A 14,677-nucleotide genomic window follows, 5' to 3' on the forward strand; every position below is an offset into this window, starting at 1 on the left:
GTTCGTCCTGAGCCAGGATCAAACTCTCCAATAAAGTGTTGTTTGATTAGCTCGTTTTTGCACTAAAAGTGCGATGCTGATAAATCAGCTTTTTTTGAATTAACGTTGACGTTTTTTGTTCGTTCAGTTTTCAAAGAGCAAAAGTTTGGAGCGGGTGAAGGGAATCGAACCCTCATCATCAGCTTGGAAGGCTGAGGTTTTACCACTAAACTACACCCGCATATTATTAGGTTATGAGAAGAATCTGCATGGTCGGGAAGACAGGATTCGAACCTGCGACCCCTTGGTCCCAAACCAAGTGCTCTACCAAGCTGAGCTACTTCCCGTATGTATGGCGCGCCCGAGAGGAGTCGAACCCCTAACCTTTTGATCCGTAGTCAAACGCTCTATCCAATTGAGCTACGGGCGCCCTCTTAAAGCAACTCTATTATAATATCATGTCGATTAATTTAAGTCAAGAAGTTTTTTTGGTGCGGCCGAGAGGACTTGAACCTCCACGGGGTTAACCCCCACTAGGCCCTCAACCTAGCGCGTCTGCCATTCCGCCACGACCGCTCGTTTGAGCGATAAAACCTATTCTATCACATCTACAGCGATAGTTCAACAAAAACTTTTGATGCGGGTGAAGGGAGTCGAACCCCCACGCCTTGCGGCGCTAGATCCTAAGTCTAGTGCGTCTGCCAATTCCGCCACACCCGCAAATAATTAAAAATGGTGAGCCATGAAGGACTCGAACCTTCGACCCTCTGATTAAAAGTCAGATGCTCTACCAACTGAGCTAATGGCTCGTATTTTGGCTTCGTTCCCTGGAATCTTTTTGCTTCGGTGCGGCAAAGACCTGCGATCTTTGTTGCAGATTTAAAAATTAATCATTCGGTGAAGTAGAGCTTCGATGCTATTAATTTTCAAATCCTCTACCAACTGAGCTAATGGCTCAAAAAATGGCTGGGCTACCTGGGTTCGAACCAGGGAATGACGGAATCAAAATCCGTTGCCTTACCACTTGGCTATAGCCCAACATATTTATAGTGGCGGTCCGGACGGGACTCGAACCCGCGACCTCCTGCGTGACAGGCAGGCATTCTAACCAACTGAACTACCGGACCTCTAAAAAGCACTTATAAATAAAAAATGACCCGTACGGGATTCGAACCCGTGTTACCGCCGTGAAAGGGCGGTGTCTTAACCGCTTGACCAACGGGCCTTCATATTAATATGTTTTGCTTATGTAAAGTTTATGGCGGAGAAGGAGGGATTTGAACCCTCGCGCCGGTCGCCCGACCTACACCCTTAGCAGGGGCGCCTCTTCAGCCACTTGAGTACTTCCCCGATTGGCTCCGCAGGTAGGATTCGAACCTACGACCGTTCGGTTAACAGCCGAATGCTCTACCACTGAGCTACTGCGGAATAATAATGATGTCTTCCAAGGAAAACTGTTTGTCCTAAACAAAGCTTCTCACTAAAAAACATTAACAAACACGTACTCAATATGCAAAAAAATAGAGTTCATATATTTCACTATGATGAAACTAAATCAATTGTTGAGCTAGTGTTTATTACAATAGTGTCTTATCGACTCTTTAAATTATAATAACCACTAATTTAAAAGTCAAGCATGTTTTAAAAACTATTGCAGACTAATTTTTTCGCTTTTTTTAATTAGATTTCACTATTTCTTTTTGCTTAATAAGCCTGCCACGGCATTTCCCGCAGACATATTTGGATATGTCCATTTGACGCCTTCTTTGATATATTTGTTTGCAATCAATGCACATATAGACAATAACCTTTGTATTTTTTCGTTTTTTCTGTTGAGGTAGGGTTGAACAAAAACGCGGAGCACCCACTTGCTTCATTAAACTCTTAAACTCAGGGTCCCGATGCTGATAGCCTTTACCTTCTAGATGAAGATGATAATGACAAAGTTCATGTTTAATGATGCCAATCAATTCCCCTTCACCAAGCTGAATGAAATAGTTCTTATTTATTTCTATTCGATGGTCAGTGAGCATATAGCGTCCGCCAGTAGTTCTTAGTCTTGCGTTAAATAAGGCTTTATGACGAAAGGCTTTGCCAAAGTAACGGAGTGATATACCCTCTACAAGCAGCTGCAACTCTTTATCTTCCATACATTACCCACTCCTTCCTTTCAATAAAGCAATACAAATAATTGAATAGTAATAACGCTTAATTTATCGGAACATGACAACCTATTATAGCATACATTATATATACATTATGAAGGTTAGAATTGCATGAACCTATGAAAATTGTGTTTTTAAGGGAGGGTTTCAGATGCCGGTTTGGTTTCAAAATCAAATGCAGCGTGCTTTCTTGGAAAAGGACTATTATCAAATTAAATTATTGAATCAATGCTGGTTTTTCTACAGGAAAAAGCACTGCTAGTAAAAAGCTGAAGCTTCATAAGCAGTGCCTGAAGTTTATTTAGGGGAAAGCATTGTTAATGCGACTCTCCCTTTATTTTTATCTACAGAGTCAACCCATACGGTGACCACATCACCTACAGATACAATATCTAACGGATGTTTTACAAACCTATTGCTCAATTTTGAGATATGCACAAGTCCATCCTGTTTAACGCCAATGTCAACAAAAGCACCAAAGTCCACGACATTGCGTACTGTTCCCTGTAGCTCCATTCCCTCATTTAAGTCATCTAACTGAAGGACATCTTTCTTTAATAATGGTGCTGGCAAGTCATCCCGGGGATCCCTGCCTGGTTTGACAAGCGCTTCAATAATATCCTTTAATGTTAACTCTCCAATTCCAAGTTCACCTGCCGTTGTTTTCACATCTATATTAGCTAGCGATTCTTTTAATTCCTCTGTTCCTAAATCCGTTGTACCTAACTCTAGACGTTTGATTAGCTTAATCACCTCGGGATAGGTTTCGGGATGAATTCCTGTACGATCCAGTGGTTCATCACCATCTAATATTCGCAAAAAGCCAATGGCTTGTTCATAAGTTTTTGCACCAAGGCGGGGAATTTTCTTTAGCTGCTTACGGCTAATAAATTTCCCTTCTTCTTCACGTTTTTTCACAATATTATTTGCCACTGTTTTGGACAAGCCTGCTACATGCTGAAGCAGAGAAGGTGAAGCGGTGTTCACGTTCACACCTACTTGGTTGACGGCTGTTTCTACTACAAAGTTAAGTGACTCAGTTAATTTTTTTTGAGATACGTCATGCTGATATTGCCCTACACCGACTGACTTCGGATCGATTTTCACTAATTCAGCTAAAGGATCCTGAAGTCGGCGGCCAATGGATACCGCACTTCTTTCCTCTACTTGAAAGTCAGGAAATTCTTCACGAGCGATATCCGAAGCTGAGTACACACTCGCTCCTGCTTCATTCACTATTAAGTAGTAAATTTCTTGCATATCCTTTAGTATATCTGCAATAAACTGCTCTGTTTCTCTTGAGGCGGTACCATTACCAATCGCAACCATTTTCACGCTATAGGTTTTTAATAGCTCAATGACCTTCGCTTTTGCATCCTTCATCTTTGATACAGGTGGATGCGGATAGACAACATCGATGTTCATTACCTTCCCTGTCTCATCAATGACAGCCAGCTTGCATCCTGTTCGATAGGCCGGGTCAACAGCGAGAATCACTTTCCCTTTTAACGGCGGCTGCAAGAGTAGCTTTCTTAAATTTTCAGAGAAAATCTTAATGGCTTGTTCCTCAGCCTTCTCTGTCAGTTCAGTTCTAATTTCTCTTTCGATAGAAGGTGAGATTAATCGTTTATAAGCATCATCAATCGCTTCTTTTACTAATGGAGCTACAAGGGAATGATCCTTTTTTATCCACCTTTTATAAAGATGGCCAACAATAAAGTCAGTATTGGCTTTAATACTCATTCTAATTACTTCTTCTTTTTCTCCGCGATTCATCGCCAAAATACGATGAGGAACGATTTTTGCTACACTTTCCTCATGATCGTAATACATTTCAAAAATATTTTTTTCATCTTTGGTGTTATCTTTTAAAGTAGAATGAATTTTACCATTTTTAAATGTTTCATTTCGAATCCACTTTCTGCTTTCCGCTTCATCTGAAATCCACTCCGCTATAATATCCATAGCACCTGCAAGCGCTTCTTCAGCAGAGGTAACTTCCTTCTCTTCTGAAATGAATTGCCTTGACTTTTCTTCTGGGGAAAGGTTCACTTGGAAGGTCATCATCCACTCAGCAAGCGGCTCAAGTCCTTTTTCCTTTGCTACTGTTGCTTTTGTTCGTCTTTTTTGTTTATACGGACGATATAAGTCCTCTACTTCTTGTAATTTTAACGCTTTATCTATCTCCACAGCTAATTCAGATGTTAATTTCCCTTGCTCGTCTATTAGGCGGATGACTTCTTGCTTTCTTTGATCTAAATTCTGTATGTATTGCCACCGTTCCACTACATCACGAATTTGCACTTCATCTAATGCACCAGTCATTTCTTTTCTATAACGTGCAATAAAAGGAACAGTATTGCCTTCTTCTATAAGAGCAATTGTATTGTTCACTTGCTTCAATGATAAGGATTGTTCTTTGGCAATCGACTGTATAATCTGTTCTTTCTTATCCAATGTTTTTTCCACATTCATTCCTCCAGGAGCCATTCTTAATTCCATTTTAACAAATAGAAAGACATGTTTCACATTTTATCCCAGTCACTACACGCTGCAAACAAAAAAGCCTGCCTGTTTTTACTTCAGCGCAAGCTTCCTATTATAAATGTTGCATCGTCATCGATTGAAGGGTGATTCGCCTTGATTAACTGCGAGGTTGATTCTGCAGAAAGATATTTATTCATGATCTTTTTAATACCCGATATATTATATCCATCAGAGAACATAAGGAATTTAATACTAGATTCATACTTAAACCTTTGTGTCTTAAGAACTTGCCTCTTTCCTGATAAAAAACCTGTGACAGGCATCGGATACATGAGTTTATCTGAGTCGCCATAAAAGAAGAAACGTATATTTCCGACACAACTGTATATTAGTTCTTTAGTCATAAAATCGACCTTAACAATCCCTACAGCTGCTCCTCTTTTATGTGAAAGTGCTTCATTGCTTAGATGCATAAGTGTATCAACATCTTTGTCATGATGCTCCTCAATGACCGCAGTCACTGCGGATGAGGCCTCATGGGCAAATTGCCCGCTGCCTAAACCATCCGCTATCGCACAAATAAAGTATTTCTCAGTTGTCATATAATAAAAGGAATCACCACAAACTGACTGTCCTGATTTTGCAGTTTGATGGGTAATGACTTTGAATTGATTAGCCTCGGTCATAACATATACTCAGAACTTTCATTTTCCAAATGGATTGCCTCTTGAAGCTTTTTAATTGCTTTTCTCTGCAACCTAGATACATGCATCTGTGATATTTCTAGTTTTTCTCCAGCTTCTTTCTGGCTCAAGTTTTCTAAAAATGTATATTGAATGACTTGTTTCTCCCGATCCGAAAGGACATGGAGTACTTTTTCCAGAACAAGCATTTGATTAACTTTCTCATACCCATCATCTACATTACCGACAATATCAAGCAATGTAACTGTCCCGCCATCGGAATCAGCTTCAATTGAATGATCGACAGATAGCGCTTGATAACTTTTACCCATTTCCATCGCTTCTAATACTTCTTCTTCTAATACACCCAGCGCATCAGCAATTTCATCCACTTTTGGTGAACGCTGCAGCTCTGTCGTTAATTCTTCTGCCGCAGCTTTAATTTTTGGCCCGAGTTCCTTAATGCGTCGCGGAACGTGCACACTCCAAGTCTTGTCTCGTAAATAACGTTTGATTTCACCTATAATAGTAGGAATTGCGAACGCCTCGAATGACTTTCCGAACGAATCATCATATCTGCGAATCGCTCCTAAAAGACCAATCACGCCTACTTGAACAATATCTTCGTGATAAGAACGACCTTTTGAGTATTTACGCGCAATCGATTCCACTAGTCTATGGTACTGCTTCACAAGAGTATCTTGAGCTACTTCATCTTGATTTAGTTGATAGGCTTTAATTAACTCATTTATTTCTTCTTTAGATCTCTGGTTAGGTTGAGATTGCTTCTGCATCCCTCTCCACCTGCTCTCCCTCTAGGTATTTAGTCATAAAGACCGTCACACCCTCTTGGTGATGTATTTTGACTTCGTCCATCAAAGTTTCGATCAGGTATAGTCCTAATCCCCCTTCACGTAAAAATTCAACAGAATCCGTTTGATTATACGGACCTGTTCCATTTTTCGCTTGGTTGAAATCAAAACTCTTTCCGCTATCGGCAACCATAACCTCCAGTTTATCTTTGTACAACCCAAAACCTATTTGCACTTCACCTTGTTCATTTTGCTTATATGCGTGTTGAACAGCATTCGTGCACGCTTCACTCGTAGCTATTTTTAAATCTTCAATTTCATCATAAGTAAAACCCATTCTGCTGGCAATTCCGGAAAGAGTAAGCCGAATAATCCCTACGTATTCAGCTTTGGAAGGAATCTTCATTTCAATATAATCGAACGATTCACTCATTTCACATCACCTTCCACCTTGCTGCTAATATCTATAATATCAGCTAGACCCGTGATTTCAAACAATCTCTGCAATCGGCTAGACAATCCAATAATTTTAAATTTACCTTCATGCGCACGGACATTTTTAAACAATCCTACAAATACACCTAACCCAGTACTGTCCATATAAGAAACGCCAGAAAGATCAACAATCATATCGACTTGTTCCTTTTCCGATAACGGCAATAAAGTTTCACGCAGTTTAGGCGCTGTATATACATCAATTTCTCCGCTCACACTGATCTCTGTTAATGTTTCATTATCGTTAACGTTTATATTAATATTCATTATGACCCACCTCTTTACGTATAGCTGGATATTCTTTAATACCCCTATTAAAGAAACTTAAACCTCTCGTTTCAATATAATTAATGTAAAATCATCTTGTAAATGAAAGTCCTGTAACTTCTCGAGCTCTTTGTAAACATTATGTACAATCGCTTGTGCCTCTAAATGAATGTTCTTTTCGATAAGCGATAACAATGTTTCCCTTTCTATAAAGCCCTCTTCCGTTCTTGATTCAGTCACTCCATCAGACATTAAAATAATCATATCTCCCGGCGATACTTCTTTTTCATACTGTCGATATTTTGTTGTTTTTTCAATTCCGAGCAAAAGCCCTTTAGCAGTGAGCTCAGTAAATTCTTTTTCACTAGCATTATAATAAAGTCCTGGTTCATGACCTGCAGAAGCATAGGTGAACATATGATTCTCGATATTGTAGATTCCGTAGAGCATTGTAATGAACATCGTTAGATCGACATTCTGTTCCACTACCCTATTAAGATTTTCTAACACAAGTGTCGGACTTTTTCTGTTTTCCGGCAAGCTGTCCATCGAATATTTAATCATCGACATGCAAAGAGCAGCTGGTAGCCCTTTGCCTATAACATCGGCAATTGCGATGCTTACGCTTCCATTTTCATCTTTGACAAAATGAAAATAGTCACCATTCATATGCTTTGCTGGAACACTGATTGCCCCTATATCCAGCCCTTCAACACTCGGCACCTTTGTACCTAAAAGCGTTTGTTGAACATTGGCAGCAATCTCCATTTCAGTACGTAATTCCTGTTGAATATGCTTCAAATTTTGATGTTCACGATAAGCAAACCCATACCCGACCATTACTTCTAGCAAAATATCAAATGATTCTTGCATTTCCGGTGTGAAATCCGGGAAAAGTTCTATCATCAAACTTTTGTGCATACTTACAATTTCTTCTGGCGGAATAGAGTCTTCCATCGAATTTCTGCTGAATTTCTGGCTCTGATAAAGCGCTTGTTCAGAACCATCTTTTAAATAGTTAACCAGTATTTCCCGATATTTGGACTCCATCATATTTCTGAAATCCATCATTCTCCCCCTATCGGAGCCACTTAGTCGCCTGTATATCTGTACCATCCCCTGGATTGGAGTCAATCATAAACTCATCCATAAGACGTTTTACTCCAGGTAAACCTGCTCCTAATCCTCCTGATGTTGAATAACCATCTTCCATTACTTGTCTTAGATCGTTAATACCTGGGCCTTTGTCTAGAGAAATAATACGCAAACCCACTTTTCCGTTTTTATACATTTTTTCTATACAAATTTGACCTTGTCCCGCATAAAGAAAGATGTTCCTGGCAAGTTCACTTATCGCAGTCGTAATTCTTGCTTGGTCAACCGTGCCGAATCCAAGTTCTTTTGCGACATTTCGCCCTAGCTGCCTAGCGGACACAATGTCCCATTCATTTAATATCTTAACGCAGGATTGGTTCTCCATTCGGTTATTCCCCCAATTCCTGTTGTAATTTCTCCAAGCCTTTTTCTAGGTCTAATGCCGTAAGTACATTATTTAAACCTATTCCTAACTCTATTAAAGTGATTGCTACAGCAGGCTGAATCCCTGTAATGACAACCTTCGCACCCATGAGTTTCGACATTTCGATGACATCGCCCAACACCTTAGCTATAAAGGAATCGATAAAGTCGATGGAAGTTAAATCAATTACCACTCCATTGGCGCTTGTATCATGAATCTTTTGCAGTAAGTCCTCCTGAAATTGGAGTGCCGTTTGATCATCCAGCTCCCATTGAATGGAGATAAGTAAGCAATCATGTAACTTTAAAATTGGAATTCTCACTTTTTAACCTCCAATGGCACAATTTTGCAATTCGTGATTTCTAAGGCTGCTTCTACACCAGATTTTAATGTGTTTTTAGTAATGACGCGACTGAGGTCGATTCCAAGACTCACAATCGTTTGGGCAATTTCCGAACGAATTCCAACAATCATGCATGTGGCACCTATTAAACGAACAGCACCTGCCGCTTGTATAATATGGTGTGCCACCATAGTATCAACAACGGGAACGCCTGTAATATCAATTAATACGACTTCTGACCGGTGTTTCACTGCACCTTGAAGAAGGTTCTCCATTATTTGTTTTGCTCGGTCAGTATCAATGGTCCCAACAAGCGGCATAACGGTAATCCCGTCAAATACCGGGATAAGCGGGGCCGACAATTCCTGAAGAGCCATTTTTTGATTAGAGATTGTTCTTTCCCAAGTGGATGTGTAATCATTAATAATCTCACTGATCATTGCTTTCATCCAATGGTTAATATCATGCATCACTTTAACCTGGTTTTTCGAATCGACTAGCCCGTCCTTCTCCATGCCTTCATAAACTAAGTCGCCGAAAACATCTAAGGTATTTACCACAAATCTTAAAGGCCAACCAAGACGTACAATCTTGTCAGAAAAATCCTCAAGTCTTGTCGTATATTCTTCAGTTGATCCTGATATTTTTAAAATGGCTAAATTAATTAGCTCAGTGCTTGTTGTTGAAAAATTTTGATCTAAAATTACATTACTTACTGTTTCATCCGATTGTTCTTTTAATCTTTGAACCCATTCTTCAAAAATGGCCTGTCTATTAGAACGAATATAATTTAAAGTCATTGTATTTCCATGATCCTCCCTATTTTATCATAGATTTTGGTTACTTCTTCCTTTTATAGGGTATTGTAAAACAAAATACAAAATTGTAAAGGAATCCTCATATTTCTACACTCTATTTAATTTTATCATAAAAAAAATGTTGTTTAGCATAAGGATATCTTCCTTATTAAGGAGAAAGATACAATTAGGCTATCCAAATATCCAAGTTACCCTCATTTATAACATTCGAAACCTTTTATGTAAAATAATTTTGCCATCTGTTACTTTTCATCTTTTGGAAAAAGCAGAATTTTATTATTATTCTGACTTTTTATTCTACAGCCTAAATATGTGTAAAATAAAAAACGCCCCTATACTAGAGCGTTTTACTTTAAAATTCAATGAGACCTAGACTCACTTGTAAGGCTTCATTCACTTTTTCCATCATTTCGTCATCGAGATGGGTAATTTTATCGGTTAATCTCTGTTTATCAATTGTACGAATCTGTTCTAGTAAGATTACTGAATCTCTTTCAAAAGCATATCGCTTCGCATCAATTTCAACGTGAGTTGGCAGCTTTGCTTTTTGAATCTGTGCGGTAATCGCTGCAATAATTACTGTGGGACTAAACCGATTCCCGATGTCGTTTTGTATGACCAGCACTGGACGGACACCGCCTTGTTCTGAACCAACAACTGGGGATAGGTCTGCAAAATAAACGTCACCACGTTTGACAATCAAAGGATCATCCTCCGCTTACTAGACGTTCAACTGCGTTTTCTGCCTCATATTCCGCTTGAAATGCTTCAGATGCTATCGTCAAGTTTATTTTCGCCATCTCCATGTAGCCTCTTCTCATGGATTCACGAATTTGTCTCTTTTTCCGTTCACGCAAATACATTTTGGTTGCTTGATAAATAAACTCACTTCGGTTCACGTTCTCTTGCTTCGCAAAAACATCTAACTCTGTCAATAGATGCTGCGGCAATTTAACCATAATTTCTGTCGTTGCGCTGGATTCAGACACAAACATACACCTCCACCATCACTGCATACCATTTTATATCTACCAATTTTCATATTACCACTATTCTCAAACGATGCAAAGGGGGTTTTCATATTCTTCCTGATTAATCCGTAAAAAAATCGATTATTCATTCCCTTCCAAGGAAACGAAGTTATAAATTCCCATATGTTAATAACTATTATCTGCAAACTTAAAGCAAGGTATGCATTAAAGTATCATATTTCTTACAGAAACTACTTTTCCAGCTCGCTTGTACACACGCGGAACACGACTTGAGATTTGACAAGTCACTTCATAATTAATGGTTTCAAGCCTTTGGGCGATTTCATTTACCGATATTCTTTCTTGTCCCTGCTCACCAATTAAGGTCACTGCTGTACCAAGCGGTAGCTCGTCGGTAAGCCTAATCATGCATTGATCCATACATATTCTTCCGACAATGGGTGTGCGCTTGCCGCCGACTAAAACCTCTTGCTTGCCTAATTTCCGAATCCATCCATCTGCATAGCCAATTGGCAATGTTCCTACCCACTCGTCCGCTTCTGCTTCATAAGTAGCACCATAACTAACCTTTTCACCTTTATTTAATTTCTTCACATGTACAAGCTTTGTTTGAAGTGAAAAAGCTTCCTTTAAAGGAAACGGCAAAACGGATTCCATTTCTAATGAAGGTGTTAATCCATACATAGAAATCCCAAAACGTACAGCGTTAAAATGAGATTGTGCAAACCTTAATCCAGCTGCACTATTACTTGCATGAATATATTTCGGTTTTTGGTCCACCCAGGAAAGCATTTGATTAAATCGTTCAAGCTGCATGTCAAAGTAATCCACCTTTATTTCATCCGCAGTTGCAAAATGAGTGAATATCCCTTCAAGCTTAAAGTGACTGCCAGCCTTTAACTCTGTTTCAATTGCCTGCCATTCTTCTTGTCGCTGTATCCCAAGCCTCCCCATACCGCTATCAAATTTCACATGCACACTTAAACCTTTTGTATCATCAATGAATCTCTTCGCTTCCAGTAACCACTCTACTTGAAAGATGGTTAGAGTGATTCCATTTTCGACAGCTGTTTGGGCATCTTCGGACCGGCTTGCTCCCAATACTAAAACAGGCGCAGTTATCCCTTTTTGCCTTAATGCAAGTGCTTCGTCTAATGTCGCTACTGCTAAATATGTTGCACCAGCTTCCAATGCTGCGTTTGCTATCTCCACATCTCCGTGACCATAGCCATTTGCCTTAACGACTGCAAATACTTCAATATCTTCAGCCACATATTTTCTCATTGACTCTACATTATATGTGATATGATCTAAATTTATCTCTGCCCATGTATCTCTAAAAAAACGGGACTGCTGATCCAACACTTTCACTTCCTCTTCTCTGCCACTTTTTATATAGATATATTTGATTATGTCATATGAAAATTATACAGCAAAGACCATATTCGATAAATTTCGATTTTTTATTCTAATGTTTGTCGGGAGATTGCTTGAAATAGCACTTTGGAGAAAAGAAGCGTTCTTTCAAAAAATGTTCGGAGAGAATTAAAGTCAAAAAAACCAACCCAGTTTTCTTGCTCTGAGTTGGCTCTTTTTATTATTTCACCATTTCACCTTGGACCGATTGAGCAATGGTTACAAACTCCTCTTCGGATAGTTCATTTGAAGCAATCATATAATCCACACCGTTATGTGTCCATGAGATCATATTTTCTGAAAGAGCTCCAATGGTAAAGCCTAAGTCAACTGGATTGCCATTAACCGAGGTTGCTGCGCTTGCTGGAACAGCCGTTGCTTTTTCCTGTATTAATGTAAACGATTTGGCTCCAGTATAGCTCAATATGACGCGCTTCCCATTTTCAATATCCACTTCTTTTTCTGTATTTAAGCTTACGCCTGGGATTTCTGCTTCAGGATACATGACTGTGAATCCCTCTTCCTTGTCCACTTCGGCCATAACAGGAATCTCTAATTGTGCACCTGTCATATTCTTTTGCATATCAAAATCCTTTTTATCAAATTCCTCATTGAATTTCACTTTAGTAAACTCTACGGTTACTAAAGGATTTTTATCAGTATCCATCACCTTCACACTCACAGGAGATAAGTCTGATTTCTTCAATGTGATTTCTTGAGTTGGAAGCATTTGATTGTTTTGGTATCTTGTTTTTGTTTCATACACATAATGATCTTTCGTTGCTGTGAACTTGGCTTCTTTATCATTCATAATATCTTTTACTAAAGATTCATATAAATAAGCCTGGCTGCTATTTTTTGGCCATTCACTTTGAAAACGGAAGCTCTTATTTAGGGCTGGTGTTAACACATATACGCCTTCCTTATTGCGGAGAATCATCTGACTTTGGTCTTTTTGCGCATTCTTTAATGCTACACGATAGAATTCAGGCTCCTTATGCCAAACCTCGATATCATAGGTTTGGGGATCAGTGCCCATTTGTAAAGTCATCTTCGCATTTGCCTTATAGCCCTTTAATGATTCAACCTTTCCACTTAGCTCTTTTGTTACATCTTCCTGTGATTTTGTCCCACAAGCTGCTAATAATAACATGACTGACAACCCGATGAGCAGCATGATAAGCTTCTTTTTCATCCTTTCAACCCCTTTGTCTCAATTCAGCTAATGCAAGATAATGCGCATCCGTGGCCTTGTCTTCTCCTCTGCACTACTGAATATATGAGACAACCTTAGGGAATATTCCAGACGTTCATACAAGCTCTATAAAATTTAAGGAAATGTTTCTAATGGTAAATTAATCAATCTTTTCTATTACTACTTGAGCAGCCGCATACTCTCGGCTATGGGAGATAGAAAGATGAACTCCTTCCTTAAATGGTTTTATGATAAAAGGTTTTCCTTTATGATCACTTGTGATTTCGATATCATGAAAAGAAAGATCTTTACTAATCCCGGTACCATATGCTTTAGAGAATGCTTCTTTTGCAGCAAATCTGCCTGCTAAATATTCTACTCTTCTTCTTTCTGATAAGGATTGATAAATTTCTTGTTCTTTATCTGTTAGAATTCTTGCAGCAAATTTTTCTTTATAAGCTGCCATTTTTTGAATGCGGCTGAGCTCGGTAATATCAATTCCAATACCAATAATCATTTTTCATCTTCCTTCTATTTAAATTAATCGCTGCATAAAACAAACTATAGTATGATTTAAGAAAAGCGCGGGGCGCCTTGCTCAGCCTAAAGGCAAGCACCAGGCGAGTCTCACGGTAAGGTGCTCTTTACTTTTCTGGGAGGAATTCTCCTAGACACTCGCTAGTGCTAGACATTTCTCTTATTTGAATAATTTTATCATTTCATATCTTTGTACAAAATCCCAACTGTTTAAAAATATTATGAGGAGGTTCTCGATGTTTATAAGAACTGAGAGCTTTAAAGAATTCATTCGCTTTTATCCGATAGTAACTTGGATAATCGCTATTAATATTGTACTTTATTTACTGACGGTTTTGCCGATTTTACCTTCTGGCTGGTTAATGAACTTGTTTGCAGGCGTCAATCTGAATATTGTGATGGGTGAATACTGGAGACTTGTCACACCTATCTTCATGCATAATGGTTTCGCTCATTTATTGTTCAATAGCTTTTCGCTGGTGTTATTTGGACCAGCTCTTGAAAGGTTGATTGGAAAGGTCCGTTTTCTGCTCGTTTATTTCATTTCTGGTATTGGCGCAAATGTAGCAACCCTAATATTAGAGCCGCTTACGTATATGCATGTAGGTGCGAGCGGAGCGATATTCGGCCTCTTCGGCTTTTTCACTTCGATTATCGTTTTCAGACGCGACTTATTATCGAGGCAAAACACCCAGCTCGTCTTGACCATTACCATTATTGGTATCGTCATGACATTTATGCAGGCTAATATTAATGTAACCGCCCACCTCTTTGGACTGCTTGCCGGCTTCCTCATAGGTGCAGCAACAATAAAAAACAAAACGTCAGGCTTCTCAACAATTAAAACAGGCAATTGGAAACCTGCCCGGCAACGCTTCAATGGCATTCCCCTTAAGACCCTGCTTGTTTGGGGAGGAATCGTCTTACTGGCTATCCTTGGCTTAATTTTTCGATAAGATAAAAACGCCA

17 protein-coding genes and 11 tRNA genes are annotated in these 14,677 nt (G+C 39.1%); 2 read left to right on the forward strand and 26 right to left on the reverse strand.

Annotation, left to right across the window (positions count from 1 at the left end; genetic code table 11):
- Positions 1-146: 146 nt before the first annotated feature.
- The 12 genes from J2S17_RS24690 to J2S17_RS24745 all read right to left on the reverse strand — a co-directional run bounded on the left by J2S17_RS24690 (position 147) and on the right by J2S17_RS24745 (position 2,129).
- Positions 147-220 (reverse strand) — tRNA-Gly (locus tag J2S17_RS24690).
- Between the two features lie 29 nt (positions 221-249).
- A tRNA-Pro gene (locus tag J2S17_RS24695) sits at positions 250-326 on the reverse strand.
- A gap of 6 nt (positions 327-332) precedes the next feature.
- Positions 333-409 (reverse strand) — tRNA-Arg (locus tag J2S17_RS24700).
- A 59-nt stretch (positions 410-468) separates the two neighbouring features.
- A tRNA-Leu gene (locus tag J2S17_RS24705) sits at positions 469-555 on the reverse strand.
- A 62-nt stretch (positions 556-617) separates the two neighbouring features.
- Positions 618-699: transfer RNA gene (locus tag J2S17_RS24710), tRNA-Leu, on the reverse strand.
- A 13-nt stretch (positions 700-712) separates the two neighbouring features.
- Positions 713-788 (reverse strand) — tRNA-Lys (locus J2S17_RS24715).
- Between the two features lie 154 nt (positions 789-942).
- Positions 943-1,017 (reverse strand) — tRNA-Gln (locus tag J2S17_RS24720).
- A 12-nt stretch (positions 1,018-1,029) separates the two neighbouring features.
- Positions 1,030-1,106: transfer RNA gene (locus J2S17_RS24725), tRNA-Asp, on the reverse strand.
- 26 nt (positions 1,107-1,132) lie between these two features.
- Positions 1,133-1,204: transfer RNA gene (locus J2S17_RS24730), tRNA-Glu, on the reverse strand.
- Between the two features lie 34 nt (positions 1,205-1,238).
- A tRNA-Ser gene (locus J2S17_RS24735) sits at positions 1,239-1,329 on the reverse strand.
- Positions 1,330-1,332: 3 nt separating this feature from the next.
- Positions 1,333-1,407: transfer RNA gene (locus J2S17_RS24740), tRNA-Asn, on the reverse strand.
- A 248-nt stretch (positions 1,408-1,655) separates the two neighbouring features.
- Positions 1,656-2,129, reverse strand: a complete 474-nt coding sequence (locus tag J2S17_RS24745; protein ID WP_307478991.1) for a SprT family protein — start codon at positions 2,127-2,129, stop codon at positions 1,656-1,658.
- A gap of 166 nt (positions 2,130-2,295) precedes the next feature.
- Here J2S17_RS24745 and cmpA point away from each other — a divergent pair, with 166 nt between their 5' ends.
- Positions 2,296-2,406 (forward strand): cortex morphogenetic protein CmpA, encoded by a 111-nt coding sequence (cmpA, locus tag J2S17_RS24750; RefSeq protein WP_307478993.1) that lies wholly within the window; start codon positions 2,296-2,298, stop codon positions 2,404-2,406.
- Between the two features lie 35 nt (positions 2,407-2,441).
- Here the strand turns inward: cmpA and J2S17_RS24755 are convergent, their stop codons facing one another.
- From J2S17_RS24755 to acpS, 14 genes are all read right to left on the reverse strand, one after another.
- On the reverse strand, positions 2,442-4,613 hold the full coding sequence (locus J2S17_RS24755; protein ID WP_307479116.1) for a Tex family protein: 2,172 nt from the start codon (positions 4,611-4,613) through the stop codon (positions 2,442-2,444).
- 113 nt (positions 4,614-4,726) lie between these two features.
- Complete coding sequence (locus J2S17_RS24760) at positions 4,727-5,317, reverse strand: PP2C family serine/threonine-protein phosphatase (RefSeq protein WP_307478995.1); 591 nt, start codon at positions 5,315-5,317, stop codon at positions 4,727-4,729.
- The gene (gene sigB, locus J2S17_RS24765) at positions 5,314-6,108 is read right to left on the reverse strand and encodes an RNA polymerase sigma factor SigB (RefSeq protein ID WP_307478998.1); all 795 of its coding nucleotides are present in this window, start codon (positions 6,106-6,108) and stop codon (positions 5,314-5,316) included. Before sigB ends, J2S17_RS24760 begins: the two co-directional genes overlap by 4 nt.
- Entirely contained in the window at positions 6,086-6,559 is a 474-nt protein-coding gene (gene rsbW, locus J2S17_RS24770; protein ID WP_307479001.1) for an anti-sigma B factor RsbW, read from the reverse strand. Before rsbW ends, sigB begins: the two co-directional genes overlap by 23 nt.
- Positions 6,556-6,888, reverse strand: coding sequence for an anti-sigma factor antagonist (locus J2S17_RS24775; RefSeq protein ID WP_307479003.1), 333 nt, complete (start codon positions 6,886-6,888; stop codon positions 6,556-6,558). Before J2S17_RS24775 ends, rsbW begins: the two co-directional genes overlap by 4 nt.
- 57 nt (positions 6,889-6,945) lie before the next feature.
- The gene (locus J2S17_RS24780; protein ID WP_307479006.1) at positions 6,946-7,956 is read right to left on the reverse strand and encodes a PP2C family protein-serine/threonine phosphatase; all 1,011 of its coding nucleotides are present in this window, start codon (positions 7,954-7,956) and stop codon (positions 6,946-6,948) included.
- A 10-nt stretch (positions 7,957-7,966) separates the two neighbouring features.
- A complete protein-coding gene (locus tag J2S17_RS24785; RefSeq protein WP_307479009.1) occupies positions 7,967-8,368 on the reverse strand; it encodes an anti-sigma regulatory factor in 402 nt (133 codons plus the stop codon).
- A 4-nt stretch (positions 8,369-8,372) separates the two neighbouring features.
- Positions 8,373-8,729: an STAS domain-containing protein gene (locus J2S17_RS24790; RefSeq protein WP_307479013.1), complete on the reverse strand. Its 357-nt coding sequence runs from the start codon at positions 8,727-8,729 to the stop codon at positions 8,373-8,375.
- Complete coding sequence (gene rsbRA / locus J2S17_RS24795) at positions 8,726-9,550, reverse strand: RsbT co-antagonist protein RsbRA (RefSeq protein WP_307479016.1); 825 nt, start codon at positions 9,548-9,550, stop codon at positions 8,726-8,728. The genes J2S17_RS24790 and rsbRA overlap by 4 nt, the downstream gene beginning before the upstream one ends.
- A gap of 370 nt (positions 9,551-9,920) precedes the next feature.
- A complete protein-coding gene (locus J2S17_RS24800) occupies positions 9,921-10,271 on the reverse strand; it encodes a type II toxin-antitoxin system PemK/MazF family toxin (protein ID WP_307479020.1) in 351 nt (116 codons plus the stop codon).
- Positions 10,272-10,275: 4 nt separating this feature from the next.
- On the reverse strand, positions 10,276-10,557 hold the full coding sequence (locus J2S17_RS24805) for a CopG family ribbon-helix-helix protein (RefSeq protein WP_307479023.1): 282 nt from the start codon (positions 10,555-10,557) through the stop codon (positions 10,276-10,278).
- A gap of 207 nt (positions 10,558-10,764) precedes the next feature.
- Complete coding sequence (gene alr, locus J2S17_RS24810; protein ID WP_307479119.1) at positions 10,765-11,922, reverse strand: alanine racemase; 1,158 nt, start codon at positions 11,920-11,922, stop codon at positions 10,765-10,767.
- Between the two features lie 235 nt (positions 11,923-12,157).
- Positions 12,158-13,171, reverse strand: a complete 1,014-nt coding sequence (locus J2S17_RS24815) for a LolA family protein (protein ID WP_307479025.1) — start codon at positions 13,169-13,171, stop codon at positions 12,158-12,160.
- Between the two features lie 160 nt (positions 13,172-13,331).
- Positions 13,332-13,688, reverse strand: coding sequence for a holo-ACP synthase (gene acpS, locus J2S17_RS24820; RefSeq protein ID WP_307479028.1), 357 nt, complete (start codon positions 13,686-13,688; stop codon positions 13,332-13,334).
- A 256-nt stretch (positions 13,689-13,944) separates the two neighbouring features.
- Here acpS and J2S17_RS24825 point away from each other — a divergent pair, with 256 nt between their 5' ends.
- Positions 13,945-14,664 carry a rhomboid family intramembrane serine protease gene (locus tag J2S17_RS24825; RefSeq protein ID WP_307479030.1) on the forward strand — a complete coding sequence of 240 codons (720 nt, stop codon included), beginning with the start codon at positions 13,945-13,947 and terminating at the stop codon, positions 14,662-14,664.
- The last annotated feature ends 13 nt before the right edge of the window (positions 14,665-14,677 follow it).

This window comes from Cytobacillus purgationiresistens, assembly GCF_030813235.1.
Lineage (GTDB): Bacteria > Bacillota > Bacilli > Bacillales > Cytobacillaceae > Cytobacillus > Cytobacillus purgationiresistens.